The organism is Burkholderia sp. Z1 (assembly GCF_014893795.1).
In the GTDB taxonomy this organism is placed as follows: domain Bacteria; phylum Pseudomonadota; class Gammaproteobacteria; order Burkholderiales; family Burkholderiaceae; genus Burkholderia; species Burkholderia theae.
In genome coordinates, this window is sequence record NZ_JACFYL010000002.1 from 1489474 (window position 1) to 1515565 (window position 26092).

Here is a 26092-nt window from a genome sequence, read left to right on the forward strand (position 1 = left end):
CATGACCGACACCCGAGCCCCGATCCTGGCCGGCAAGTCCGCGCTCGTGACGGGCGCGAGCCGCGGCATCGGCCGCGCGATCGCGCAGCGCCTTGCATCCGAAGGCGCGACCGTCGTCGTCACCGCGCGCAGCCTTACGCAATCGGCCGGCACCGCCGGCACGCTCGCCGAAACGGTCGCGCTGATCGAACAGGCCGGCGGCCGCGCGGTCGCGCTTGCGGCCGACCTGTCGAACGCGGCCAAGCGCGATGCACTCGTCGGGCGCGCGGCGCAGGCGGCCGGCGGCCTCGACATCCTCGTCAACAACGCGGGCGTGGCCGACTACGCATGCGTCGACGCGATGCCGATGTCGATGTTCGACACGACGATCGAACACTATCTGCGGATTCCGTTCGCACTGGCGCAGGCCGCAATCCCGCTGATGCGCGCCCGCGGCGCCGGCTGGATCGTGAACGTCGGCTCGGTGACGGCGCTGCCGCCGCTGCGGCCGTTCGACGATTTTTCGCGGGTGGGCGGCGCGACCGTCTATGCGGCAGTGAAGGCCGCGCTGTCGCGCTTCACGCAGGGGCTCGCGGCCGAACTCGAAGCCGACGGCATCGCGGTGAATCTCGTCGCGCCGAGCACGGCGATCCGCACGCCGGGCGCCGCGCGCTACATCCCCGAAGGTTATCCGACCGAGGACGTCGCGTATCTCGCCGAAACCGCGCTCGCACTGTGCAGCCTGCCGGCGCGCGAACGCACGGGCCTCGTCACGCACAGCCTGCATTTCCCGCTCGCGCAGCAGCTCGCGGTGCGTTCGCTCGACGGCCGCACGCAGTTGCCGCCGCCCGTGATTCCCGCGTACGCGCACCCCCACATCGACCCGACAGGATTCTGATATGACGAAATCGATTCGTTTCGACGGCGGCACCGCCGTGATTACCGGCGCGGCCAGCGGCATCGGCAGCGGGCTTGCGCGCCATGCGGCCGCACTCGGCATGCGCGTCGTGCTGGCCGATCTCGATCCGGCGAAGCTCGACGCGTTCGCCGCGACGCTCGACACCGACGTGCTGTGCGTGCCGACCGACGTCAGCCGGCCGGAAGCCGTCGACGCGCTGGCCGACGCCGCATGGCAGCGCTTCGGCGGCGTCGACCTGCTGTTCAACAACGCGGGCGTGATGGCGACGGGCTTCAGCTGGGAAATCACGCCGGAACGCTTCGAGCGCAGCTTCGCGATCAACGTGCACGGCGTGCTGAACGGGATCCGCAGCTTCGTGCCGCGGATGCTCGAACGCAACGTGCCGGCGCGCGTCGTGAATACCGCGTCGGTCGGCGGCTTCCTGCCGAGCCCGCTGATGTCGCCTTATTCGGCGACGAAATTCGCGGTGGTCGCGCTCACCGAATCGCTGTACGGCGAACTGAAGATGCTCGGCGCGCCGGTCGGCGTGTCGCTGCTCGCGCCGGGCCCCGTGCAATCGGACATCTTCAACGATCCGTTCGGCGCCGTGCACGACCGGCCCGAGGTGCGCGGTTTCGTCGACACGATGCGCTCGATGTTGAGCGCGCACGGGCTCACGCCCGACGCGTTCGCCGAGCGGGTGTTCGACGGCATCCGCGAAGGGCGCTACTGGCTGATTCCGCAGCCGGAGACGATCGACGGCGCGCTGCAGCGGCGCACCGACGACATCCTCGCCGCACGCGATCCGTCGCTGCCGGCGTTCTGAGGGCCGGGCGCGGCAGCGGCGACCGGCGCGTGGCGGTTACATACGGGTGCCGGCGTGCGCACGGCCGCTCGGGTCGCCGCCGCGATCGGGCGGCGTATTGTTCTGATCGATCTTCGCGAGCACGAAGCCGGCGGACGGCAGCGCGGCGGGCGAACGATGCGTCGCCTGCGCGACTGCATCGCGTGGCGATGCGGCGGGAAAACCGGAAGACGTAACGCCCGGTTGAGCGAACGCCGAAAGGGAGGCGGCCGCCAGGGCGGCGGCGACGATCGCGTGCGTGTTCATGTTGGCTCCTTCACGACTGACTGCGGGACAACGTAATCAGTCTAGGGCGCGAAACTTAACGCGACGTGAAGGAGCGGCGGCGCGCGGATTACCGGATGTTCCTGCGCGCCGCGACGTTCATGCCGATGCCGACACCAGCTTGCAGAAGTTCTCGAGATCGACGTTGCCGCCGCTGATCACCACGCCGACGCGCTTGCCCTGCAGCTGGTCCTTCATCCGTCGCACGGCGGCGAACGACAGGCAGCCGGTCGGCTCGACGACAATCTTCATACGAGTCGCGAAGAAGCGCATGCAGTCGATCAATTCCGCGTCCGTCGCGGTCAGGATGTCGTCGACGTCGCGGCGGAGGATCGGGAACGTCAGGTTGCCGAGATGCTGCGTCTGCGCGCCGTCGGCGATCGTGCGCGGCGTGTCGATATGCACGATCGCGCCGGACCGGAACGATTGCTGGCCGTCGTTGCCGGCTTCGGGTTCGACGCCGTACAACGTTGCGCGCGGCGACAGCGCGCGCGTGGCGAGCGCGGTGCCCGACAGCAGCCCGCCGCCGCCGAGCGGCGCGAATACCGCGTCGAGCGGGCCGACTTCGTCGAACAGTTCCTTGGCCGCCGTGCCCTGGCCGGCGATCACGTCCGCGTGGTCGTAGGGCGGGATCAGCGTGAGCCCGTGCTTCGCCGCGAGATCGCGCCCGATCTGCTCGCGGTCCTCGGTGTAGCGGTCGTAGGTCACGACGTTGCCGCCGTAGCCGCGCGTCGCGTCCATTTTCGCGACCGGCGCATCCTGCGGCATCACGATCGTTGCCGGAATGCCGAGGATGCGCGCCGACAGTGCGATCGCCTGAGCATGATTGCCGGACGAGAACGCGACGACGCCATGGCGGCGCTGCTCCGCATCGAAGCGCGACAGCGCGTTGAATGCGCCGCGAAACTTGAATGCGCCCATCCGCTGCAGGTTCTCGCACTTGAAGAACACCTGCGCGCCGAGCGCTTCGTCGATCGTCCGCGACGTCATCACGGGCGTGCGGTGGGCATGGCCTGCGAGCCGGGCCGCGGCGGCGGCAACGTCGTCGTACGTAGGCAGAGTCGGAGAGTTCATGGTGGTTCGAGGGTCGGAAAGATCAGTCAACAGGAAAGCAGCGCGCACGACGCGCACGCCTCATTTCGCATCGTTGTACACCGTCGCGCGCGATACGCCGAGATGCTGCGACACGATTTCCATCGCGCGGCGCACCTCGAGGAAACCGTCGGTCTTCAGCGCCTGCATCAGCTCGCGGCGCTGGTCGGTCTTCAGTTCGCGCGGTGTCGTCGCGAGGCGCGACGCGAACGCGTCGATGCGTTGCCGGATCGCGTCCGCGCCGGCCGGGTCGAGCGTTTCGGCGACGGTTTCGCCATCCGTGGCGCAGAACTGGTTCAGCATGCCCTGGAAGCCGCGGAACAGCGTGACGTCGGCATTCAGGCACAGCGCGGCCACGTAGCGCCCGGTCGAATCCTTGATACCGATCGACGTGCTTTTCGCGGTACGGCCGTCGGCGAAGCGGTTCGGGTAGTTCGCGAGTACTTGCGGGAAGTCGTCGTCGGCGATGCGGGCGAGGCCGAGTTCGGTCGCGGGATCGCCGACCGCGCGTCCGGACAGGTTGTTGTGGATCGCGAGGATCGCGTGCTGCGGCGTGCGCAGGTCGTGGACCACGACCTCGGTGAACGGCGCGAACATCTCGCCGAGCCCTTCGGCGATGCGCTGCACCTGTTCGATCAGCGACGCCTGCTCCGACAGCGCTTTGTTCCGGGTGGTGGTCATGGTGTATTGGCGTTCAGTGAGGCGGGTGGTTCTGCATCGATGCAATGGGCGCCGGAAACGGTCATCCGGCGAGTGCGTCGCCGTCCACCGCTTCCGGCCGCGTGATGTCGGCCAGCAACGGGCGGGCGATCCGCACGTAGTCGGCTGCGTCGAGCACGACCGAGCGGTCGAGGCGGCCTGCGTTGAACGCGATCTCGGCGTTGCGTTCGACCAGCGCGGGATCGACGACGAGCGTCACGTTGGCGTCGAACACGAACGGCGGCACGGCGCCCATCACGCAGCGCGTGACGGCGGCCGCGAGGTCGGGGGAGGCGAGTGTCGCCTTGCGGCGGCCGACGGCATCGGCAACCTTGCGGAAGTCGATCTTCAGGTGGCCGGGGATGACGGCGAGCGCGGTTGTGTCGCCGCCGTCCTTGAATGTGCAGAGCATTGCTTTCGCGCCCTGTTCGGGGCGCGTGCCGCGGATCGCGGCGATGACGTCGGATTTACCTTCCGCCGGGTGCTCCAGCACGCGGAAGCGTGCGCCGGAGGTCGTCAGCAGGTCGCAAAGCGTGTCGAAAACGGGGTAGGCGTTCATGTCGCTCCGGGGAGGCTGGGCCGGGGAATCGCGGTGTGCACGGGATGAGGCGTGTGCCGCGAGGTGGTCGATGGATTGTCCAATTATAGACGTTTTGTCATGATGCGTGGAAGTGTGGGTTGTCACGGGGTGGCGGCCGTGGTCATCGGGAAAAGGGGATCGAAGGAACGGATCTTTGCGCAATGGTGCGGAACGCGGAGCGAACGGCCGGCGTTCAGTCAGGCAGCGTCGTTCACCGACGCTTCCGGATTGGCGGCAATCTGGCAATATGCTCCGACAAACCTCAGATACGGCACCCCATGCACATCGCGATCCTGACCTTCCAGGGCTTCAACGAACTCGATTCCCTCATTGCACTTGGCGTGCTCAATCGAATCAAGAAGCCCGACTGGCGGGTAACGCTCTCATGCCCGGAGCATTCCGTCACCTCGATGAATGGTGTGACTGTCCACGCGCAGTCAACGTTGGCGGACGCCTGCACGGCGGATGCCGTCATCGTCGGGAGCGGCATTCAAACCCGGGAGATCGTCAACGACGCGGCACTGATGGCGCAGATCAAGCTCGATCCTGCCCGGCAACTTATTGGCGCGCAGTGTTCGGGCACGTTGGTTCTGGCAAAGCTGGGTCTCCTCGGCGGAGTCCCGGCCTGCACGGACCTTACGACCAAACCCTGGGTAGTCGAGGCGGGCGTCGACGTCCTCAATCAGCCGTTCTTCGCTCAAGGCAACGTTGCAACCGCGGGTGGCTGCTTTGCGTCGCAGTATCTGGCCGCATGGATCATTGCGCGAATGGAAGGTGAAGAGGCCGCGCGGAGCGCACTCCACTACGTTGCGCCAGTCGGAGAGAAGGAAGCGTATGTTTCTCGCGCGATGACGAACATCACGCCTTACTTGCCGTAACTCCGTAAAAAATGGCACTGCCTCCGTCGCGGAGAGCCGACGTTTGATCGGCGTCTTCCATGGAGGGAACCGTCCTCCGCATTCGGGACGTGCAGGCCAAAAGCTATCGTCGACAACATCGCAATGAGAAGAAAAATGATCGCCATCGACGTCGCGTGGAAGCACGCTTTTGAGTCAGAGCCGGTCCGTCTCGTCTCGGTGCTTGACCGTGATCGTTATGAGGTGCGCAAGCTCGAGTTCTTTCGCGATGGCCGAGTGGGGTTTGCCGACGAAACGAGGTCGTCGCAGGGGACGGCGCTAGGAACCGTTCCGGTGCCCTCGCTGGTCGAGATCAACGAGGATCCGGAATTCGACGCACGAGAGATCACGTTGGAATTGTTCGACACGTTATGGTCATGCCACATGGCACCTATCGACAACCTCGACCAGGATTGACCAGAAGCGGCCAGCTGATGACCTCGGCCAGATTACGATCAATTGGTTTGCCGCTGCACCGTGATGCAAGCGCAGCTCGTTAGCCCGTTCAACTGCCAGCCCGAACCATTCTGATGTCGCTACCGCTCATATTTCTACCGGCGATGCCGTGTGATGGCCGCATGTATGCCGACCAGATCGAAGCGCTCAAGGACCTCGCTTCACCGACAGTGAAGATATTGGCGCATGCAACCTTCGCCGAGAGTGCCGAGAAGCTCCTGACATCCACGAGCGGCGCGTTCGTTCTCGTTGGTACGGCATATGGCGGGTGCCTCGCGATGGAAGTGCTCGCGAGAGCGCCAGAGCGCGTCCGTGGACTCTGGCTGATGAACTGTCAGCCGGGCATTCATCCGAACCCGGATGCCGCTCGTGCGACTAGCCGGAGAATCCGCACCGGCGAGCACGAGCGCGTCATTGCGGAGTTTGCCGAGAATGCAATCCCGGCTGACGACAGCACATCACGGGCCGCGTTCATCCAGATGGCTCGCGATGCTGGGGCGGATTTGTTTGCTCGTCAATCCGACGCGACGCTGACACGTTCGGATCATTGGTCGACCCTGGCATCGAGCCAGGTCCCCACGTTGCTCATATGGGGCGCCGCGGACCGCTTCGTTCCCGTCGACGTTGGTCGCCGCATCGCCGGCTTGATGCCGCATGCCCGTTTCGAATCAATAGCTGGATGTGGCCATTTCCCGACCCTGGAGCGGCCGACACGATGCACGGCGATCGCGCGTGAGTGGCTGATGGAGTCGGTGCTCGGTTGAATCGTGCATTAGAGATGGCCGCATGCACGATCGCGCGGGGTGGTGCTCGGCCAAAAAGAGGCAGTCGACGGTAGTATCAGCATTGTCGACAATCATGACTATTCCAACGAGGGCAAAACAATGATGAACTCCAGCGACGGCCTGACCAGTCCCGCGCGGCTCCTGCGACTCGCGTCATGGGTGATTGCGATCATCTTCGCTGTCTTTCTGAACATGCTCGGCAGTCTCGTGATCCGCGACATGGCGTTCGCCCCGACGGGCGGGCCGCCCGTCATCGAGCAATTCGCGGATGCTCCGGCGAAAGCGCGGCTGGACGCGGCGCGGCGCGATCTGCAGGCGCGGCACGACACGCTCGCCGAGAAGGTCGACACGATGGAAGTGGCACGCGGACGTGCCGCGAAGGAGTACGCAGCCGAGAAAGAAAGCTTCCGCAACTGGCTGGCAACGCGCTCGGTGACGGGAGACAGTGCGAGGGACCCGGACATTCTGGCGAGAACGCGCAAGCTGGATACGCTCCAGACCGTGGTCGTCAACTGGCAGCATCAGATCGATGCAATCGGCGACCAGCAACGGGCACTGGCATCACAGCAGGCTCAAGTGGACACGCAAATCGCCGACGCGGACGCGGCAGCCGAACGGCGACTCGAAGCGGCGACCCGGCATTACGAGTTGCAGGTGTTCGGACTGCGGCTTGCGCTGACGTTACCGATCCTGCTGGTGGCAATCTGGGTGTTCATTCGCTACCGCAAGGTGCGCTACTGGCCGTTCGTATATGGTTTTGGCCTGTTTGCACTGAGCGCGTTTTTCATCGAACTGGTCCCGTACTTGCCGAATTTCGGCGGCTACGTCCGGGTCCTGGTCGGCATTGCGCTCACGGTGTTCGCCGGTCTTTACATGATGAAGGCTTTTCAGCGCTATGCCGAACGTAAGCGGCTCGAATTGCAGCAGGATCAGGGCGCACGCGCGCGCACGATCGGATACGAAAAGGCCGTTCGCTCACTCGAAAAGAAGCGCTGCCCGTCATGCGACAAACAATGGAATCTCGGCGGCGACGACTCCACGTTCTGCGTGCATTGCGGATTGAGGCTCTTCAATGTATGCGAATGTGGTGGCCGGAATTTCTTCTTCTTTCCGCATTGCCACCAATGCGGTGCCGCGCAGGGTAATGAGTTGCCAGCGGCATCGGACTGACAGTCGGCTTGTTGAAAACTGATGAGCCGATTCGGGTCAAGCAAATACATTGATAGAAGTTCGCGACAAAAAAATCAGGCCGACAGCGCGCAATGGACCGCGCACCATCGGCCTGCTGAGGAACACAAGACGAACCTTCGATAAAAGCAATCGACCCGCGCGACCACACCCGCGCGGCTCGCCACCGCCACAGCCTACCCGCGCACCGCCTTCACCACATACTGACTCGTCGGCACCACATCGATCTTGTCGAAGTCGATAAACCGCCCGCAGCTATCCATCATCTCGGCCACATTGCGCTGAAACTTCTCCTCGTCACCGACCGCATCGAAGAACGCATGCGGATCGGTCATCGCCGCAGCCGGAAAACACTCCTCGACGATCGCGTCATACCCGGGCGCCGCATGCGAGAGCGAGCGCACGACGACGTTCTGCACGTACAGAAAATTATCCTGCGTATCGATCGCAACACGCGTGTGATGTCCGTGCCACACATCGAGCCACGCTTCATGCGTAAGGCGCGGCGGCCGTTTCAGGAACGCGAGCTGCGAGAAGCCGGCCGTACGTTCGCCCGGCCGCGCCGGGAAGCGCGTGTTCGGAATCGGCTGCGACTCGGTGACGAGATACGCGGCCATGTGCGGGACGATCGCGCGCACTGCCTCGTCGAACGGCTGGCGGAACATCGCGTTCGCGCTGTCGACCCACACCGCGACGATCCCGTCGATGCCCGGGTGCGTGTTGGTCTGCTTCAGGCCGGCGGCCGGCGCGACATCGGCGTCGGCAACGTTCACCTGCACGCCGTGCGCGCCGAGCGACAGCAGCTTGTCGGCGAGCTGCGCGCGCACCGTGCGGCTCCATTGATCGGGCGCGGCCTGTGCGTCGCGCCACAACACGTAAATGACTTTCTCCATTGCTCCGGCTCCAGAAGGGAATGACGGGATCGGCGGCGCTGCCGCCGGGGTTCAGGACGCGGTTTCGGTCGACCCGGCCGCCTGGTGCGCGACCGGCGCGAACCGGTTCGCGGTCAGCGTGAACGACGGCGGGATCGGCGACGTGACGGTTTCGAACAGCCGCTCGTGACGCGTCGCGTGAATGCGCCACACGCCGTCGCGCTTCACGTACTGGTCGTCGTAGAACGCGGTGCCGTGCAGCAGGTAGTTGTCCTCGAGATTGATCGCGTGATCCTCGAGAAACCACACGCCGCACGCGTGATCGGCGGACACCAGCGTGAGTTCCGGGTGATGCCCGTGATGCATCGTCAGGAAGGTCGGCTTGCCGATCAGCTCGCGCAGGCTCGACACGAACGTTTCGCGGCCGTCGTACGCGTAACGGCCGCCGTACAGCCGCGCCTCGCAGTCCTCGGTCAGGCAATCCGCGAGCAGCGACCAGTCGTGCGTGTCGACCGCGCGGAAATACCGGTATTTCAGCTGTCGGATCTGCTCGTATTCATGGAGCGTGCGGGTCGTGTCGTCCATCGCCGTGTCTCGTGGTGGTGTCGTTCGATGGTAGGAACGAAGCCGCCTGCATCACATCGTCTGTTCGGACGAAAGCCGCTGGCGCATGCAGCCGGCGTTTCGACGATACATCGCCCGTTTAATCCGAACGGGTGATGGCCGGCGATTCGTGCGGCTGTAACGTGGCATCGACGCGGCCTTCGAACCGCGCCGGCACCGAACAAGGAGACGGGATGACCCTCATCGAATCGCTGGAAACGCGCGTGCGCAGGCTGGAGGATGCCGATGCGATCCGCCGGCTGAAGGCGCGCTACTTCACGTGCTGCGACCGCAAGGACCCGCAAGGGATGCGCGACTGCTTCGTGCCGGGCCGCGTGCATATCGACTATGGCCGGATCGGCACGTTCGACACGCGCGACGCGCTCGTCGAAGTGTTCGAACAACTCGGCTGCCATCCGCACATCGTCGAGATGCACCACGGCGTGAATCCCGACATTGCCGTGCTCGACGACACGCATGCGCGCGGCATGTGGGGCCTGCACTACCAGATGATCGATACGAACGCGCGCACGCTCACGCAGCTCGGCGCGTATTACGACGACGAATACCGGAAGGTCGACGGCGAATGGAAGATCGCGGCCACGCGCTGCGTCGTCACGTCGACGCTGTCGGCCCGCTACGAAGGCGACACACCGGGCGTGCTGTTCGCCGGCGCGCAGCCGCCGGCCGCCTGACGCACGCCATCGCCACGCGCGTGGCGGACATTCCACTGGAGACATCGAACATGACACAGAACCACGAGACGCCGGTCGCCGTCGTGACGGGCGCATCGCGCGGCGCGGGCAAAGGCATCGCGCGCGCGCTCGGCGCGGCCGGTATGACCGTCTACGTGACGGGCCGCTCGCAGAACGAAGGCGATGCGCCGCTGCCCGGCACGATTCACGAGACCGCGCGCGAGATCGACGCGCTCGGCGGCCGCGGGATCGCGGTGGCCTGCGACCACGCGGACGACGCGCAGGTGAAGGCGCTGTTCGAGCGCGTCGAACGCGAAAGCGGGCGGCTCGACATTCTCGTCAACAACGCGACCTACCTGCACGACCAGTTGATCCTGCCGGGCCCGTTCTGGGAGAAGTCGCTCGATCTCGTGAACATCCTCGACGTCGGGCTGCGTTCGGCCTATGTCGCGAGCTGGCATGCGGCGGCGCTGATGGCGAAGCGCCGCAGCGGGCTGATCGCGTTCACGTCGTCGTTCGGCGCGAGCTGCTACATGCACGGCGCCGCGTACGGCGCGCAGAAATCCGGCGTCGACAAATTCGCGAAGGACATGGCCGTCGACCTGAAGCCGTTCGACGTCGCGGCCGTGTCGATCTGGATGGGCCCGCTGCGCACGGAGCGCACGACGCGCGTGTGGGACGAGCATCCGGACCTCTACAAGGAATTCTCGCTCGTCGCCGAAAGCCCGGAATTCACGGGCCGCGTGATTCACGCGATCCACGGCGATCCGCAGCGCATGGCGCTGTCGGGGCAGGTGCTCGTCGGCGCGGAAGCCGCGCTGCAGTACGGCATCGCCGATCTCGACGGCAAGCAGCCGCCGTCCTATCGCGAGCTGCTCGGCGGGCCCGTGCAGGCGCATCCGGCAATCGTCGCTTAAGGGGCGAGCATGGGCATCCTGAAGGGCAAGGTCGCGCTCGTGACGGGCGCGGGGCAGGGCGTCGGCCAGGGTGTCGCGCACGCGCTCGCGGCCGAGGGCGCACACGTCGCGGTGGTCGGTCGCACGCGCGACAAGCTGCTCGCGACCTGCGACGCGATCCGCGCACGCGGCGGCGAAGCGGCGCCATTCGTGTGCGACGTGATGGACGCCGCGCAGATCGCGCATTGCGTCGACGCGGTCGTCGAGCGGTTCGGCGGCGTGCAGATCCTGATCAACAACGCGCAGGTCGTGCCGCTCGGCCGCCTGCTCGACGTGACCGACGAGGATTTTCTGGCGGGGCTCGAATCGGGGCCGATGGCGACGCTGCGGATGATGCGCGCGTGTCATCCGCATCTGAAGGGCGACGGCATGATCGTCAATTTCGCCTCGTCGGCCGCGGTGCGCTGGGATGCGTCAGGGTACGGCGCGTACGCGGCGACCAAGGAGGCGATTCGTGCGCTGACGCGCGCAGCCGCGTGCGAATGGGGCGCGGACGGCATTCGCGTCAACGCGGTCGCGCCGCATGCGTTGTCGCCGGGCCTGAAAGGCTGGGTCGATGCGAATCCGCACGAAGCCGCCGCGTTTTTCCGCACGATTCCGCTTGGACGCGTAGGCGACTGCGAGCAGGACATCGGGCGCGCGATCGTGTTTCTCGCGAGCCGCGATGCCGCGTACCTGACGGGCGCGACGCTGCCGCTCGACGGTGGGCAGGCTTACTGGGGCTGACGGCGGGGCTGACGGCGCGCGGCGTGTGCCGCGTGCCAATCACGAATTCGGCACGCACGCGCATGCCTGCGCGTGGCGGCCGGCAAACCGGAATCGAAGAGAGGACGACATGGGTCGACTGGAAGGAAAAGTAGCGATCGTCACGGGCGGCGCGCGTGGCATGGGCGCGGCAACGTGCAGGCTGTTCGTTGAAGAAGGCGCGCGCGTCGTGATCGGCGACGTGCTCGACGCGGAAGGCGAAGCGCTCGCGCGCGAGCTCGGCGATGCGGCGCGTTTCATGCGCCTCGATGTGGCCGACGAAGCGAACTGGGTGCGCGTTGCCGAAGCGACGGTCGAACAGTTCGGCCGCATCGACGTGCTCGTCAACAATGCGGCCGTGCTGACGTTCGGCGGCATCACCGAGCTGTCGAAACGCGATTTCGAACGTGCGGTGTCGATCAACCTCGTCGGCACGTTCGTCGGTATCCGCACGATCGCGCCGCGCATGATCGAGCGGAAGAGCGGGTCGATCGTCAACATCTCGTCGGTGGACGGCCTGCGCGGCGTGAATGCGCTTGCCGCGTACGTGTCGAGCAAGTGGGGCGTGCGCGGGCTGACGAAGGTCGCCGCACTCGAACTCGGTCACCAGGGCGTGCGCGTGAATTCGATCCATCCGGGCGGCGTGAACACCGTGATGTCGAACCCGACGGGCGCACCGCTCGAGGAGGTCAACAAGCACTATGCGAACGTGCCGCTGCAGCGCGTCGGCCTGCCCGACGAGATCGCACGCGCAACGCTGTTCCTCGCGAGCGACGAAGCGTCGTATTGCAACGGCGCCGAACTGGCCGTCGACGGCGGGATGGCGGCGGGCGCGTATTACCCCGGATTGCCGGGCGCGCCGTTTTGAGCAGTGGCGTTCATCAAGCTTTCGGGCCGGATGTTTGTGTACGCAACCTAATTCAGGGTTTGCCTGAGTAGCGAAAACACGAATTCGCCGGGCGCGCATGCGCGATCGTCATGCGTGCGTCCGGCGAGCCGAATTTATCGCTTCCCCGAAACCATTGCCGGATGGACGTTCCGGCCGTTTCGTCCCCGAAAGCGGACGCGTCGACGCCGTCGACATGACTTGCCGGCAACGCATGTGCCGGCACGACGTCACAGTTGTTTCTTGTTGCAACGCAACGCCCGAGCAATATCGGCGATGGTATGCTGGCCGGCATGGAAGTTGTAAGGCAGGTTGCATGCATGGCGAAACTCGCGTTCGCATCTTCTAACGAGACATCACATTCTCTCGCCCGCATCGCGGCATCGACACGCGCACAGCTCGCGTGTACCGCGCTGCGCGTTGCTGCGTCCTGCGCTCCAATCGCATTCCCCATCTGGCGGGTTCACCCCGCATTCCCCATCCCCGCCCAATAATCTGGAGACATCCTCATGTCGCAAAACAATCTGGCCGAAGCGACAACACACGGCCCGCTGATCGCTCCTCCGGCTTTCGTCAAACATCGCAAGCTGATCGACTGGGTGTCGCGCATCGCGGCGCTCACGGAGCCCGCGCGCATCGTGTGGTGCGACGGTTCGCAGGAAGAAAACGATGCGCTGTGCCAGGCGATGGTCGACCAGGGCACGCTCACGCGCCTGAACCCGGCGAAGCGCCCGAACTCGTATCTCGCGCAATCCGATCCGTCCGACGTTGCACGCGTCGAGGATCGCACGTTCATCTGCTCGGCATCGCGCGATGACGTCGGCCCGACCAACAACTGGATCGAGCCCGCCGAAATGCGCGAGACGCTCAACGGCCTGTTCCGCGGCTCGATGCGCGGCCGCACGCTGTATGTCGTGCCGTTCTCGATGGGCCCGCTCGGCTCGCCGATCGCGCACGTCGGCGTCGAACTGTCCGACAGCCCGTACGTTGCGGTGAACATGCGGATCATGACGCGCATGGGCCGCGACGTGTACGACGTGCTCGGCGAGGACGGCGAATTCGTGCCGTGCGTGCACAGCGTCGGCCATCCGCTCGAAGCGGGCCAGCAGGACGTGCCGTGGCCGTGCAACCCGGTCAAGTACATCGTGCATTTCCCCGAAACGCGCGAGATCTGGAGCTTCGGCTCGGGCTACGGCGGCAACGCGCTGCTCGGCAAGAAGTGCTTCGCGCTGCGCATCGCATCGACGATGGGCCGCGACCAGGGCTGGCTCGCCGAGCACATGCTGATCCTCGGCGTGACGTCGCCGGCCGGCAAGAAATATCACGTCGCGGCTGCGTTCCCGTCCGCATGCGGCAAGACCAACTTCGCGATGCTGATTCCGCCGCAGGGCTTCAACGGCTGGAAGGTCACGACGATCGGCGACGATATCGCGTGGCTGAAGCCGGGCCGCGACGGCCGCCTGTATGCGATCAACCCGGAAGCCGGCTTCTTCGGCGTCGCGCCGGGCACCGGCGTGAAGACGAACCCGAACGCGATCTCGACGCTGACGGAAAACGTGATCTTCACGAACGTCGCGCTGACGGAAGACGGCGACGTGTGGTGGGAAGGGCTGACCGACACGCCGCCCGCGAAGCTGACCGACTGGCAAGGCAACCCGTGGACGCCGGAGATCGGCAAGGAAACGGGCCGCAAGGCCGCGCATCCGAACTCGCGCTTTACCGCACCGGCCGCGCAGTGTCCGTCGATCGACGGACACTGGGAGAACCCGGCCGGCGTGCCGATCGATGCGTTCATCTTCGGCGGCCGTCGCTCGACGACGGTGCCGCTCGTGACCGAGGCGCGCGACTGGGTCGAAGGCGTGTACATGGCCGCGACGATGGGCTCGGAGACGACCGCCGCGGCGGTCGGCCAGCAAGGCATCGTGCGTCGCGACCCGTTCGCGATGCTGCCGTTCTGCGGCTATAACGTCAGCGATTATTTCGCTCACTGGCTGAAACTCGGCAAGCAGCTCGAAGGCGCGGGCGCCGCGTTGCCGAAGATCTACTGCGTGAACTGGTTCCGCAAGGACGCGAACGGCAAGTTCGTGTGGCCGGGCTTCGGCGAGAACATGCGCGTGCTGAAGTGGATGCTCGATCGTCTCGAAGGCACCGGCGGTGGCGGCGAGCATGCGTTCGGCGTATCGCCCGCGTATGAAGATCTGCACTGGGACGGGCTCGATTTCACGCGCGAGCAGTTCGACGCGGTGACGTCGATGAACGCTGACGAATGGCGCGAGGAGCTGAAACTGCATGCGGCGCTGTTCGACACGCTGAAGCTGCGCCTGCCGGCCGAAATGACCGACACGATGAAGAAGATCGAACAGCGCCTCGGCGCCTGACGATCCGCAGCGACGCATCGCCGCGTCAACCTGACGTCCCGCCGCCGGCATGCATCGCCGGCGGCGGGACGTTTTCGCATCCGCGCCGCGTGTGCGCGGCTCGCTTACTGCGCGCTGCAATGCGCGACGACCTCGTCGACCGCACGCTGCACGTCGCCGCGCCGGTAGCGCAGCAGCGCGCTATCGGCCGGATCGGGCTCGTACGACACGACATTGCCGCGCCCCGTGTAGATCGCCATGTCGGGCAACAGCGGATGCTCCTGGTCGAGCGACGGCACGGGTTGCGGGTTGCCGGCCGCGCGGAAGAATGCGGCGAAGTAGTCGGCGAAGCTCAGGTTCTCGTCGCCGACGAGGTAGGCCTTGCCCGCTTCGCCACGCTGAAGCGCACCCCAGATCGCTTCCGACAGCGATTGCGTCGAGATGAAGTTGCTGCCGCCGGCCGGCCCGTACACGGGCAGCCCCGCGAACTGGCCCCGCGCATAACCCGTGTACGCGGCGAACATCTCGTTGCGCAGCCCCGGTACCGACCCGACGACGAAAGGCGCATTGACGCTGCACACCGTGAATGACGGTGTCGCGAGTGCACGTACGCGTTCGTCGGCGAGATGGCGCGAGCGCACGTACGGCACCGTATCGACGAGTGCCGGTGCGACCTGCGGATAGAAGCTGCCGACGAGCACGGCGCGCTTCACGCCCGCGTCGCGCGCGAGCGCGAAGAAACGCGGCACCGCGTCGACGTTCGCGCGTTCCCAGTGCGCGGCTTCGTCGGTGCCGGGCGGCAGATGGCGGATGTCGTTGCCGGCCGCGAACACGATCGCGTCGAACGGCGCGAGATCGTCGCGCGTGAAGTTGCCGGCGACATAGTCGCGCAGCAGCACGTCGAACTGCGCGAGCGCGCTGCCGGCCGCGGGCGGCTTGCGCGCGGCGAGCGTGACGTGGTTGCCCTGCGCATGCAGGTGCAGCGCGGCATGGCCGCCGATGAGGCCGGTGCCGCCGACGATCAGGATCTTCATGGTGTCTCCGGTGGCGGCGCACGCGCGCCGCGAGAAATGAACGGATGAAGCCGCGCTGGTGCGCGGCCGTCGCTCAGAAATTGAAGCCGTTACCCGTGACGACGGGCATGTTGGTCCAGAAGCCTTTCGGGTCGCGATACCAGCCGGCCGCCGCGAGGGCGCCGCCGTCGACGTGCAGCGTCGTGCCGGTGACCCACGCGGCGAGCGGGCTCGCGAGGTACAGCGCGGCGCCCGCGATGTCGCCGGCCGCGCCGAAGCGCCCGAGCGGAATCCAGCGCGGGATGTGGTCATGGTGCTCGGCCGCGACCATCGCGCTGACGGGCACCTGCGGCGTCTCGGTGGTTTCGGGCGCGATCTGGTTCACGCGGATGCCGGCCGGCCCGAGTTCGAGCGCGAGGCTTTTCGTGAAGCCGGTGAGCGCGGCCTTGAACGATGCGTACACCGAACAGTTCGGAATCGCGCGGAAGCCTTCGATCGACGATACGCCGACGATGCTGCTGCCCGCGCCGCGCTTGCGCAGCAACGGCAGCATCGCGCGCGTGACGACGAATACCTGGCGCAGGTTCACGTCGAACAGCCGCGCGATGTCGTCGTCGGTGTAGTCGTCGAACGGTTTCGCGATCTGCAGGAAATCGCCGACATTGTTGACGAGCACGTCGAGGCCGCCGAAGCGCGCGTCGACCGTCCGCGCGAACGCATCGACCTCGTCGCGGCGCGTGACGTCCACGGTACCGACGAGCGCGTCGACGCCCGCCGCTTCGAGCGCCTGCCGCACGTCCTGCGCGCGGGCCGCGTCGATCTCGGCCACGGCGACGCGCGCGCCCGCCGCGCCGAATGCTTCCGCGCACGCACGGCCGATGCCCGCGCCGCCGCCCGTGACCAGCACGGTCTTGCCGGTGAATGAAATCATCGATGCACTCCTTCGAATGGAAAAGCGTTGCGTCGCGTCACAGCGACGACACCAGTTGCGCGTTGTCGATCCGCAGTTCCGCGCCGTTCACGAAGCGCGATTCGTCGGAGGCGAGGAACAGCACGAGATTCGCGACGTCCTGCGGGTCGCACATGCGCGCCATCGGGTCGCTGCCGATGCCGAGAGCGGCCGGGTCGAGGTCAGGCATCAGCGCCTGCGTCATCGGCGTCCAGATCCCGTCCGGGTGGATCGAGTTGCAGCGGATCCGGTAGCCGCTGCGCTTGCAGTGCACGGCGACGCTGCGCGCGAGCGCCGTCACCGCGCCTTTCGAGCCGGTGTACGCGCACATCATCGGCAGCCCGCCGAGCGCGGCGACCGACGACATCATCACGATCGAGCCCGGCGTGTCGTTGCCCTTCATCGCGCCGATCGCGTACTTGCAGCCGAGGAAATAACCGTCCGCATTGGTGCGCATCACGCGCCGCCACGTGTCGAGGCTCGTCTCCTCGATCGAGCCGACCGGGCAGATCGCCGCGTTGTTGACGAGCACGTCGAGCCGGCCGAAGCGGTCGAGCGTCGCGGCGAGCGCATGCCGCCAGCCGTCTTCGTCGGCGATGTCGTGGCGCACGAACAGCGCCGCGTCGCCGATCTCGCGTGCGAGCGTACGGCCCGCGTCCTCGTCGATGTCGGTCAGCACGACGCGCGCGCCTTCGGCGGCGAGCAGCAGCGCATCCGCGCGGCCGACGCCGCTTGCCGCGCCGGTGATCAGCGCGACCTTGTTTGCGACTCGATTCATGGTCGGTCGATGTCCTGTGAAGTTGAAAGAAGGCGGGCGCTCATGCGGCGCCCGGTGCACGGCCGGCCTTGACTGCGTCGAGCGCGGCCGCGCCGTAGATCTGCGCGATCGTGTCGTCGACGCGCGGGTTCGTGCGCAGCTCGTGGCCGCCGTCGACCGCGAAGCTCTGGCCGGTCACCCAGCCCGACTCGGGGCCCGCGAGATAACGCACCGCGTGCGCGATCGCTTCGGGTTCGCCGAGCGTGCCGAGCGGGATCTGTTCGAGAAAGCTGTCGACCAGTGCGCGGTTGTCGAACATCGGCGCGGTCGCTTCGGAGCGCGTGAGGCCCGGGCGCACCGCGTTCACGCGGATCTTCGCGCCGGCCAGCTCCTCGGCCGCGCCGCGCACGAGCGCTTCGAGCGCGGCCTTCGCGGTGCAGTACGCGGTCAGCCAGCGGAAGTTGATCTGCGCGGCGGTCGACGAGATGCAGACGATCGCGCCGCCGCCGCTCGCGGCCAGCCGCGGCGCCGCATGGCGGATCGCGGCGAACGCGCTGTGCAGGTTCAGGTCGATCTCCGCGCGGAACGTGTCGGCGTCGTGCATCAGCAGCGGCCGGAACCCGGCGCCGCCGACCGTCGGCACGACGATGTCGAGGCGGCCGTCGAGTGCCCACGCACAGTCGAGCGCGGCCTGCAGGTCGGTTTCGTCGCACGCATCGCCCGCGTGGATCGCGACGCGGCTGCCGGGCACCGCGTCGGTCAGGTGCCGTTGCGTGCGTTCGAGCGCGTCACGGCGACGGCCCATCAGCACGATGGCCGCGCCGTCGGCGACGAGCGCGTGCGCGCAGGCCGCGCCGATGCCGCCGGCGCCGCCCGTCACGAGCGCGGTGCGGCCGTCGAGGGGAAGGGAGGTGCGCATCGTTCAGCCCTCCAGCGGCAGGTCTTGCGCCCAGTCGACGTGCAGCGTGCGCGCGGCGAAGCGCCACGTGCCGCCGTCGAACACGCAGCGGTCGCGATAGCGCAGCCCCCAGTCGAGCTTGCGCTTCACGCCGTCGCGTACATACACGTGGCACGCGATGCCGTAGGTCTCGACGTCGGCCTCGCCGCCGTCGAGCGTGACGAGCTGGTTGTGCACGTGATGCTGGGTGGCCTCGTAGCGCTCGATCACGCGCATGCCGGCGACGATCGCGTCGCGGTCGTCGAAGCGGAAGCCGGGACCGGCAAGGGTTGCATCGGCGGTGAAGAGGCTGGTGAGCCGCGGCCAGTCGCGCCGGTCGACGGCTTGCGCGTAGCGGCACGCAAGTTCGTACAGCGCGTGGCGGGGATTCGAATCGGTCATGCGGTGCTCCCGTGGAAGAACGGAAAGAGTCGGCCGCGTCGCGAATGCGGACGCGGCGGCATTACGACGTCGACGCGCAGGTTCGCATCGGACCGGTCGCGATCCATCATCCATACGGAGCAGGGCGAGGCTCGGGGAAAACACCGGGGCCGGCGGCCGCGCGTTACGCGATGGTGCGGCGCAGCGGCCGACGTGCGGCATGGGTCTGATGATTGACTTGGCCTGTCGCGAAAGGCGCACGACGTGAAGTGTTCCCTCCGCGCATGCGAATCCGTTGCCCGCGATGTTGCGACGCCGCATGCCGTATGACCTCCGCTCAGCGTTTGCCCCTAGTCGAAATGGACGATGGCTGGCGGCCGGGCGCTGGCTACCGTGCAGTCATCCGGTGCGGCAACAGAGGCGCACCGGACACGAACCGCACGAGCGGCCAACCGGAGGGGACGACGATCATGAGACTGACGACTCGCAAGCTGTGCGTATTGGCAATGGGCACGTTCGCTGCCATGGCGATGGCGCGATACGGAGCCGATCAGCTCCCGTCGCCGCCGTATGCGGCCGGCATCCTGCAATGCCGCTCGGTCGACCCGAATGGCCTGCCGACCGGTTGCGTGCCGATCGATCCGTCGCACTTCGGTTTCGCCGCGCTGCGCGGCATGTAACGCCAGCGCGGCCGCGCGCCGCGCTGGCCGGCAGCCGTCGCGTTGCGGCGGCACACGGACGGTTTTTGCCGGCGCCACGGCGCAAGCGTCACGCGTCGGCGCGGCCGATCTGCCGGGCCGGCACAACGTTGTTCGACTTCAACCGCGCATCAGACGGCGCACGGTTTGCGTTCGCACCGCCGCGCGCTCGCAGCGGCAACGACGCGGCAACGACGCGGCGACGCCAGCATCAGGCCGCGTGTCCGCAGGCCCACGCCACGTCCGCCGATTTCCTTCACGCTGACCCATTCTCCATGTCATCCGACCATTCCCTGACCCGCCCCCTGAACACCTGCGACGTGCATCGCTGGGACGCCGAACACGACGTCGTGATCGTCGGCTTCGGCGCGGCCGGCGCATGCGCGGCGATCGAAGCCGCGAGCGCCGGCGCCGACACGCTGATCGTCGAGCGCGCATCGAGCTACGGCGGCACGAGCGCGCTGTCGGGCGGCGAGATCTACCTCGGCGGCAGCGGCGGCACGCCTGCCCAGCGGCAGGCCGGCTTCACCGACGACACCGAGGACCTGTACCGCTACCTGATGCTCGCGGGCGGCCGCGATGCCGACGAAGCGAAGGTGCGCCTCTACGCGAACGAAAGCCTTGCGCATCACGACTGGCTGGTCGCGCAGGGCCTCACGTACAAGAACACGTTCATCGCCGAGCGGATCGTCGAGCCGGAAACCGACGACTGCCTGATCTGGTCGGGCAGCGAGGAGGCCTGGCCGTTCAACGAGGCCGCGAAACCGTGTCCGCGCGGCCACACGCCGCAATGGCCGGGCTGGGGCGGCGGGCAGATGCTGATGCGTGTGCTGGCGGAACGCGTGGCGGCGCTCGGCGTCGCGACGCGCTATGACACGCGTGCGCTCGCGCTGATCGTCGACGACGGCGGCGCGGTGCGCGGCGTCGTGCTGCGCGCGTATGGCGAGACGGCGTTCGTGCGTGCGCGCCGCGCGGTGATCCTGTGCGCGGGCGGCTTTGCGATGAACCGCGACATGGTGCGCAGGCATGCGCCGCAGTTCCTGCGCTCGGACGAACCGATCGGCAGCCCCGGCGACGACGGCTCGGGCATCCTGCTCGGCCAGAGCGCGGGCGGCGCGGCGATCCACATGGACCAGGGTTTCGTCAGCCTGCCGTTCTATGCGCCCGAATCGCTGATCAAGGGCATTTTCGTGAACGCGCGCGGGCAGCGCTTCATCAACGAGGACGGCTACCACGGCCGCACGGGCCATCATGCGTTCCACCAGGCCGACGACCGCATCTACCTGCTCGTCGACCACGCGACGTACCAGGAGCCGCCCGCGATCGCGCGGATCGGCATCGCGGCGGCCGGCGAAACCTGGGACGAAGTCGAACGCGACCTGCAGATGCCGGCCGGTACGCTGACGGCGACCGTCGACGTCTACAACCGTCATGCGGCCGAAGGCGCCGATCCGCTGTTTCACAAGGCGAAGAAGTGGCTGCAGCCGCTGATCGAACCGCCGTTCGTCGCGCTCGATTGCCGGATCGACTACGCGTTTTATCCGCATTTCACGCTCGGCGGGCTCGACACGCTGCCGACCGGGCAGGTGCTCGATGCAACGCGCGCGCCGGTGCCTGGCCTCTATGCGGCCGGGCGCACGACGTGCGGGTTGCCGCGCTGGGGCGCCGGGTACAGCTCGGGGCTGTCGCTGGCCGACGCGACGTTCTTCGGCCGGCAGGCCGGCCTGCACGCCGCGCAGGCGGTGCGCGACGCATTGCGCAGCGCCGCGTAGCGGTGCCGTAAACGAAAGACGCCCCGGGCAATCCATCGCATTGCCCGGGGCGTCGTCGTTTCAAGCGGTCACGCGATCACCGATCACGCGACCACCCGGCCGTCAGCCGAGGTCGAGCGCGTTCGTGAGATCGCCCGGCGGCGTCTCGCCGCGCGCGGCGAATGCCTTGTTGCGCGCGGCCACGCCGTCGAGCGGCGCGAGCCCGTGCACGCGGCTGATGAAGCGCAGGATCGAGTTGGTGTCGTACAGCGTGTGATCGACGAAGCCCTTTTTCGCGAACGGCGAGATCACGAGCGCCGGAATCCGCGAGCCCGGGCCCCAGCGGTCGCCGACCGGCGGCGCGACGTGATCCCACCAGCCGCCGTTCTCGTCGTGCGTCATCACGATCACGGTGTTCGCCCATTGCGGCCCGCGCCGGATATGGTCGATCACGGTTGCAATGTGGCGGTCGCCCGATTCGATGTCCGCGTAGCCCGCATGCATGTTTAGGTTGCCCTGCGGCTTGTAGAACGTGACGGCCGGCAGGCGGCCCGCGTCGATGTCGGCGATGAAGCGGTTCGTCGACGGATCGTCGCCGAGCCCCGCGTCGCGCAGGTGCTGGCGGCGGGCTTCGGTGCCCGGCGCATAGTTCACGAAGTAGTTGAACGGCTGGTGGTGGTACTGGAAATCCGGCACGGTGCCCGTGTCGCGATGCTCGAGCGCGTACTGCCACGCGCCGCTGTACCACGCCCAGTCGATGTTCTTCTCCGACAGGCGATCGCCGATCGTCGCATAGCCCTGCGGCGGCATCACGCGATGGTCGGCCGGGTCCGCATACGCGGCGTTGCCCGGGTCGGGCGGTGGCACGTAGCTCGGCTGGTACGGCGGTGCCATCGTGTTCACACCGTAGCCGTCGGGCGTCAGCGGGCCGTCGACCGCGAACTTCGGCGGGCCGTCGAGCGCGGACGCGGGCGAATCGTCGGCGAGCTTCAGGCGCGTGCCGGCAGGATCGTCGCCTTCTACCTTCGACAGCAGCTTGGCCGCGTGCGGATGCTTGTGCGCGTCCGGATACATCGGCGGCTGCGCGGAGATCAGGAACATGTGGTTCATCCACGAACCGCCGAAGGCCGCCATGAAGAAGTTGTCGCACAGCGTGTATTGCCGCGCGAGATTCCACAGCCGCAGCGTGTCGGCCGAATTGCGGTAATGGCCCATCACGAGGCCGCCCGAATCGGCCCACGCGGCGAACTGGTTGTTGCGGCCGGCCGCGATCTGCATCTGGTTCTGGTAGAAGCGGTGCCACAGGTCGCGCGTGATCACGCCGTTCGGCAGCGGCTTGCCCTGCGCATCGGCGACCCGGAACGGCGCGTTCGGCAGCTTGTCGATGTCGCGCTCGGCGATCGCGTAGCGTTTGCCGTCCACTTCCTGCGCCTGCGGCACGAGCCCGCCCCAGATCTTCGGCAGCACGGGCAGCGGCGTCTTGCCGTCGCGATCGAGCTGCTGCGCCTGCTCGGGCCGCACTTCGCTCAGCGGATGGCGCACACCCGGGAAATCGCCGTACAGGTTCGCGAAGCTGCGGTTTTCCGCATAGATCACGACGATGTGGCGCACGCGTTCGCGCAACGCTTCGTCGACGCGCAGGTCGGCGGCGGAACGCGGTGCGCTGCCCGGCGTGGTTTCACAGCCGCTGAGCGCGACACCCGCACCGAGCGCGGCGAGGCCGCCGAGCATGCGGCGGCGGTCGGGATCGGCGGGAAGGTCGTCGGGGCGATCGGGGGTGTCGTTCACGTCGTGTGCTCCTCGAATGGGCGGGTTGGCGGTGTGGTTCGATGCGCGGCGGCGTCGCACAGGCTGCCGCGACGCGCGACGGAAAGCAACGGCCCGCGTTGCGTGCAAGCGGGCGCGATGTAACTGTCATAAAAATGTCACGAACGCGACTATAACGCGGCTGGGGCTGCCGATGAAAGGCGTTTGTCGGACGATTCGGTTCGCGCGGCGGGCGATGCGCGACGCGCGTGCGCGAACTAGACTGGATTCAGGGGCGGCACGTCGCGGCGTGCCGCCCGGGCGAGGATCGCCCGGCGGCGCCGGCCGACGGCGTCGCCGCGGCGTCATCGATGCGACGAAACGAGGCGATCAAGCGAGGCGACGATGGCGCGGATGAATGGCGCTTTCGCATGGCGGCCGATGCCGCGCGCCGACTGCGCGTGCGTGCCTGCGTGAGCGTGTGCCGCGCAGCGTGGATGGCCGGCCCGATGCCATGGACAAGAAATTCGACTACCCGGGATTGCTGATCGCGGCGGGCTTCTTCGTGCTGTTCGCGGCGCAACTGCTGATGTTGCACCAGACGTCGGCGTCGATCGCCTACAGCGATTTCCACCGGCTCGTCGCCTCGCGGCTCGTCGACGATCTCGAGGTCGGCCCCACGCAGATCACGGGCACGCTGAAGATGCCGCAGGCCGCGACGTTGCTGCCGGCATCCGAGGCCGCGGTCGTGCAGCAGGCCGGCACGCCGTGGCGCTTCACGACCAACCGCGTGACCGACGAGCATCTCACCGACACGCTGACCGCCGCCGGCATTCGCTATCACGGCACGCCCGACACCGGCTGGATCGCGTCGCTGGCTTCGTGGCTGCTGCCGCTCGTGCTGTTCGTGTTCATATGGAACATGATGCTGCGCAGACGCGGCGGGCTGCAGGATTTCACCGGGATGGGCAAGAGCCGGGCGCGCGTGTACGTGCAGCAGGAAACCGGCATCACGTTCGACGATATCGCGGGCATCGACGAGGCGAAGGCCGAGCTGCAGCAGCTCGTCGCGTTCCTGCGCAACCCCGATCGCTACCAGCGGCTCGGCGGCAAGATTCCGAAGGGCGTGCTCGTCGTCGGCGCGCCGGGCACGGGCAAGACGCTGCTGGCGCGCGCGGTGGCCGGCGAGGCGGCCGTGCCGTTCTTCTCGATCAGCGGCTCGGCGTTCGTCGAGATGTTCGTCGGCGTGGGCGCGGCGCGGGTGCGCGACCTGTTCGAACAGGCGCAGCAGAAGGCGCCGTGCATCGTGTTCGTCGACGAGCTCGATGCACTCGGCAAGGTGCGCGGCGTCGGCCCGATGTCGGGCAACGACGAGCGTGAACAGACGCTCAACCAGTTGCTTGTCGAGATGGACGGCTTCCAGGCCGGTTCCGGCGTGATCATCATGGCCGCGACGAACCGGCCGGAGATTCTCGATCCCGCGTTGCTGCGGCCCGGCCGCTTCGATCGTCATATCGCGATCGACCGGCCCGACGTGAACGGCCGCCGGCAGATCCTCGGCGTGCACGTGAAGCGCGTGAAGCTCGCGCCCGACGTGGACCTCGGCGAACTCGCGTCGCGCACGCCGGGCTTCGTCGGCGCCGATCTCGCGAACGTCGTCAACGAAGCGGCGCTGCATGCGGCCGAACTCGGCAAGCCGGCGATCGGCATGGCCGACTTCGACGAGGCGATCGACCGCGCGCTGACGGGCCTCGAGCGCAAGAGCCGCGTGATGAACGCACAGGAGAAGCTGACCATCGCGTATCACGAGGCCGGCCATGCGCTCGTCGCGGAAAGCCGCGCGCATTGCGATCCGGTGAAGAAGGTGTCGATCATTCCGCGCGGCGTCGCCGCGCTCGGCTATACGCAGCAGGTGCCGACCGAGGATCGCTACGTGCTGCGCAGGAGCGAGCTGCTCGACCGGATCGATGCGCTGCTCGGCGGGCGGGTCGCGGAAGAACTCGTGTTCGGCGACGTGTCGACGGGCGCACAGAACGATCTCGAACGCGCGACCGCGATGGCGCGTCACATGGTCATGCAGTACGGGATGAGCGAGAAGATCGGGCTTGCGACGTTCGACGACGGCGATTCGCATCAGGGCATCCCCGGCGCTTGGCGGGCGGCCGACGGACGCTGCAGCGAGCATACCGCGCGGATGATCGACGACGAGGTGCGCACGCTGCTGGCCGACGCGCATACGCGTGTCGCGGCGACGCTCGGCGAACGCCGTGATGCGCTCGAACGCATCGCGCAACGGCTGTTGCAATGCGAGGTGCTCGAACGCGACGCGCTGCAGGCGCTGATCGACGGGCGCATCGAATCGTCGTCTGCCGCGGCAGCGGCACCCGATGACGACACCAGCCCGCGCGGTGACGCGATCGCGCCGGAGCAGGCTTCCGCGGTCGAGCGCGATTTCGTCGCGTACGGGCCGCCGCGCGAGCCCGAGCGCTGAACGCGCTACCGACCTGCGACCGGCGCGCGCCGATGCGGTACCGCGCCGCGATTCAATTCCCTCTTTTCCGCCACGGAGTCGCCATGAGCGAGCCGCACGTATCGGTCAAGGTCGCGCAGCAAGCGCGCTTTTGCTTCGAAGTCACGTTTGCCGGCACGACGCTGTCGCCGGTGCTGATCGACGAGCCGCCGCCGCTCGGCGCCGGAAACGGGCCGAACCCCGTCCGGCTGCTTGCCGCGGCCGTCGCGAGCTGTCTCGCGGCAAGCCTGCTGTTCGCGCTGGAAAAGCATCATGTCGATCCGCAGCCGGTCGCCGCGCACATCGACGTCGACATGGTGCGGAACGAAACGGGCAGGGTGCGCGTGGGCGCGATGTCCGTGCGGCTGTCGATCGGGAAAACGTGGTCGGATCTCGCGGCGGCGACGCGCGTGCTCGACCGCTTCGATGCGTATTGCGTCGTCACCGAGAGCATGCGTGCGGGCATCCCGATCGCGGTCGACCTGTGCGACGCGAACGGCACGGTGATGGAATACGCGGCGACGGACGGGTGAGTG

Annotated in this window: 27 protein-coding genes; 15 read left to right on the forward strand and 12 right to left on the reverse strand. The window is 67.3% G+C overall.

Annotated elements, in window-relative coordinates:
* Position 1: 1 nt before the first annotated feature.
* Entirely contained in the window at positions 2 to 877 is an 876-nt protein-coding gene (locus H3H55_RS23740; protein ID WP_193100448.1) for an SDR family NAD(P)-dependent oxidoreductase, read from the forward strand.
* A 1-nt stretch (position 878) separates the two neighbouring features.
* Positions 879 to 1703, forward strand: a complete 825-nt coding sequence (locus tag H3H55_RS23745; RefSeq protein WP_193100449.1) for an SDR family NAD(P)-dependent oxidoreductase — start codon at positions 879 to 881, stop codon at positions 1701 to 1703.
* A 36-nt stretch (positions 1704 to 1739) separates the two neighbouring features.
* Here the strand turns inward: H3H55_RS23745 and H3H55_RS23750 are convergent, their stop codons facing one another.
* The 4 genes from H3H55_RS23750 to H3H55_RS23765 all read right to left on the reverse strand — a co-directional run bounded on the left by H3H55_RS23750 (position 1740) and on the right by H3H55_RS23765 (position 4356).
* Entirely contained in the window at positions 1740 to 1988 is a 249-nt protein-coding gene (locus tag H3H55_RS23750; protein ID WP_048251579.1) for a hypothetical protein, read from the reverse strand.
* 117 nt (positions 1989 to 2105) lie between these two features.
* Positions 2106 to 3080 (reverse strand): threo-3-hydroxy-L-aspartate ammonia-lyase, encoded by a 975-nt coding sequence (locus H3H55_RS23755; protein WP_193100450.1) that lies wholly within the window; start codon positions 3078 to 3080, stop codon positions 2106 to 2108.
* 60 nt (positions 3081 to 3140) lie between these two features.
* Positions 3141 to 3779 (reverse strand): transcriptional regulator, encoded by a 639-nt coding sequence (locus H3H55_RS23760; protein WP_129514974.1) that lies wholly within the window; start codon positions 3777 to 3779, stop codon positions 3141 to 3143.
* Positions 3780 to 3840: 61 nt separating this feature from the next.
* Positions 3841 to 4356, reverse strand: a complete 516-nt coding sequence (locus H3H55_RS23765; RefSeq protein ID WP_193100451.1) for a YbaK/prolyl-tRNA synthetase associated domain-containing protein — start codon at positions 4354 to 4356, stop codon at positions 3841 to 3843.
* 299 nt (positions 4357 to 4655) lie between these two features.
* On the opposite strand from H3H55_RS23765, the gene H3H55_RS23770 reads away from it, so the two are divergent.
* The 4 genes from H3H55_RS23770 (at position 4656) to H3H55_RS23785 (ending at position 7684) form a co-directional block, all read left to right on the forward strand.
* Complete coding sequence (locus H3H55_RS23770) at positions 4656 to 5255, forward strand: DJ-1/PfpI family protein (protein ID WP_193100452.1); 600 nt, start codon at positions 4656 to 4658, stop codon at positions 5253 to 5255.
* Between the two features lie 135 nt (positions 5256 to 5390).
* Positions 5391 to 5690, forward strand: a complete 300-nt coding sequence (locus H3H55_RS23775; protein ID WP_193100453.1) for a DUF6881 domain-containing protein — start codon at positions 5391 to 5393, stop codon at positions 5688 to 5690.
* Between the two features lie 113 nt (positions 5691 to 5803).
* Positions 5804 to 6493 carry an alpha/beta fold hydrolase gene (locus tag H3H55_RS23780; protein ID WP_193100454.1) on the forward strand — a complete coding sequence of 230 codons (690 nt, stop codon included), beginning with the start codon at positions 5804 to 5806 and terminating at the stop codon, positions 6491 to 6493.
* 123 nt (positions 6494 to 6616) lie between these two features.
* Positions 6617 to 7684 (forward strand): hypothetical protein, encoded by a 1068-nt coding sequence (locus tag H3H55_RS23785; RefSeq protein ID WP_413463989.1) that lies wholly within the window; start codon positions 6617 to 6619, stop codon positions 7682 to 7684.
* Positions 7685 to 7878: 194 nt separating this feature from the next.
* On the opposite strand, the gene H3H55_RS23790 is transcribed toward H3H55_RS23785, so the two are convergent.
* Together H3H55_RS23790 and H3H55_RS23795 are read right to left on the reverse strand one after the other, a co-directional pair.
* Positions 7879 to 8595, reverse strand: a complete 717-nt coding sequence (locus H3H55_RS23790; RefSeq protein ID WP_193100455.1) for an EthD domain-containing protein — start codon at positions 8593 to 8595, stop codon at positions 7879 to 7881.
* A 51-nt stretch (positions 8596 to 8646) separates the two neighbouring features.
* Positions 8647 to 9159: a nuclear transport factor 2 family protein gene (locus H3H55_RS23795; protein ID WP_193100456.1), complete on the reverse strand. Its 513-nt coding sequence runs from the start codon at positions 9157 to 9159 to the stop codon at positions 8647 to 8649.
* 212 nt (positions 9160 to 9371) lie between these two features.
* Between H3H55_RS23795 and H3H55_RS23800 the strand changes: the two genes are divergently transcribed.
* The 5 genes from H3H55_RS23800 to H3H55_RS23820 all read left to right on the forward strand — a co-directional run bounded on the left by H3H55_RS23800 (position 9372) and on the right by H3H55_RS23820 (position 14836).
* Positions 9372 to 9872, forward strand: a complete 501-nt coding sequence (locus tag H3H55_RS23800) for a nuclear transport factor 2 family protein (RefSeq protein ID WP_193100457.1) — start codon at positions 9372 to 9374, stop codon at positions 9870 to 9872.
* Between the two features lie 50 nt (positions 9873 to 9922).
* Positions 9923 to 10789, forward strand: coding sequence for an SDR family NAD(P)-dependent oxidoreductase (locus H3H55_RS23805; protein ID WP_048251568.1), 867 nt, complete (start codon positions 9923 to 9925; stop codon positions 10787 to 10789).
* 9 nt (positions 10790 to 10798) lie between these two features.
* Positions 10799 to 11554 carry an SDR family NAD(P)-dependent oxidoreductase gene (locus tag H3H55_RS23810; RefSeq protein WP_193100458.1) on the forward strand — a complete coding sequence of 252 codons (756 nt, stop codon included), beginning with the start codon at positions 10799 to 10801 and terminating at the stop codon, positions 11552 to 11554.
* 109 nt (positions 11555 to 11663) lie between these two features.
* Positions 11664 to 12440 (forward strand): glucose 1-dehydrogenase, encoded by a 777-nt coding sequence (locus tag H3H55_RS23815; protein WP_193100459.1) that lies wholly within the window; start codon positions 11664 to 11666, stop codon positions 12438 to 12440.
* Positions 12441 to 12967: 527 nt separating this feature from the next.
* Complete coding sequence (locus H3H55_RS23820; protein ID WP_193100460.1) at positions 12968 to 14836, forward strand: phosphoenolpyruvate carboxykinase (GTP); 1869 nt, start codon at positions 12968 to 12970, stop codon at positions 14834 to 14836.
* 104 nt (positions 14837 to 14940) lie between these two features.
* Here H3H55_RS23820 and H3H55_RS23825 read toward each other — a convergent pair whose 3' ends face one another.
* The 5 genes from H3H55_RS23825 to H3H55_RS23845 form a co-directional block, all read right to left on the reverse strand.
* Positions 14941 to 15849, reverse strand: a complete 909-nt coding sequence (locus H3H55_RS23825; RefSeq protein ID WP_193100461.1) for an NAD-dependent epimerase/dehydratase family protein — start codon at positions 15847 to 15849, stop codon at positions 14941 to 14943.
* Between the two features lie 73 nt (positions 15850 to 15922).
* On the reverse strand, positions 15923 to 16759 hold the full coding sequence (locus H3H55_RS23830) for an SDR family NAD(P)-dependent oxidoreductase (protein ID WP_193100462.1): 837 nt from the start codon (positions 16757 to 16759) through the stop codon (positions 15923 to 15925).
* 37 nt (positions 16760 to 16796) lie between these two features.
* On the reverse strand, positions 16797 to 17555 hold the full coding sequence (locus H3H55_RS23835) for an SDR family oxidoreductase (RefSeq protein WP_193100463.1): 759 nt from the start codon (positions 17553 to 17555) through the stop codon (positions 16797 to 16799).
* Positions 17556 to 17595: 40 nt separating this feature from the next.
* Positions 17596 to 18453 carry an SDR family NAD(P)-dependent oxidoreductase gene (locus tag H3H55_RS23840; protein WP_193100464.1) on the reverse strand — a complete coding sequence of 286 codons (858 nt, stop codon included), beginning with the start codon at positions 18451 to 18453 and terminating at the stop codon, positions 17596 to 17598.
* A 3-nt stretch (positions 18454 to 18456) separates the two neighbouring features.
* Entirely contained in the window at positions 18457 to 18873 is a 417-nt protein-coding gene (locus H3H55_RS23845) for a nuclear transport factor 2 family protein (RefSeq protein ID WP_193100465.1), read from the reverse strand.
* Positions 18874 to 19322: 449 nt separating this feature from the next.
* On the opposite strand from H3H55_RS23845, the gene H3H55_RS23850 reads away from it, so the two are divergent.
* Complete coding sequence (locus H3H55_RS23850; protein ID WP_193100466.1) at positions 19323 to 19532, forward strand: hypothetical protein; 210 nt, start codon at positions 19323 to 19325, stop codon at positions 19530 to 19532.
* Between the two features lie 293 nt (positions 19533 to 19825).
* Complete coding sequence (locus H3H55_RS23855; RefSeq protein ID WP_193100467.1) at positions 19826 to 21322, forward strand: FAD-dependent oxidoreductase; 1497 nt, start codon at positions 19826 to 19828, stop codon at positions 21320 to 21322.
* A 102-nt stretch (positions 21323 to 21424) separates the two neighbouring features.
* Here the strand turns inward: H3H55_RS23855 and H3H55_RS23860 are convergent, their stop codons facing one another.
* On the reverse strand, positions 21425 to 23089 hold the full coding sequence (locus H3H55_RS23860) for an acid phosphatase (protein ID WP_193100468.1): 1665 nt from the start codon (positions 23087 to 23089) through the stop codon (positions 21425 to 21427).
* 472 nt (positions 23090 to 23561) lie between these two features.
* Between H3H55_RS23860 and ftsH the strand changes: the two genes are divergently transcribed.
* Both ftsH and H3H55_RS23870 read left to right on the forward strand, forming a co-directional pair.
* Entirely contained in the window at positions 23562 to 25538 is a 1977-nt protein-coding gene (gene ftsH / locus H3H55_RS23865; protein ID WP_193100469.1) for an ATP-dependent zinc metalloprotease FtsH, read from the forward strand.
* Positions 25539 to 25621: 83 nt separating this feature from the next.
* Complete coding sequence (locus tag H3H55_RS23870; protein WP_129514951.1) at positions 25622 to 26089, forward strand: OsmC family protein; 468 nt, start codon at positions 25622 to 25624, stop codon at positions 26087 to 26089.
* Positions 26090 to 26092: the final 3 nt, after the last annotated feature.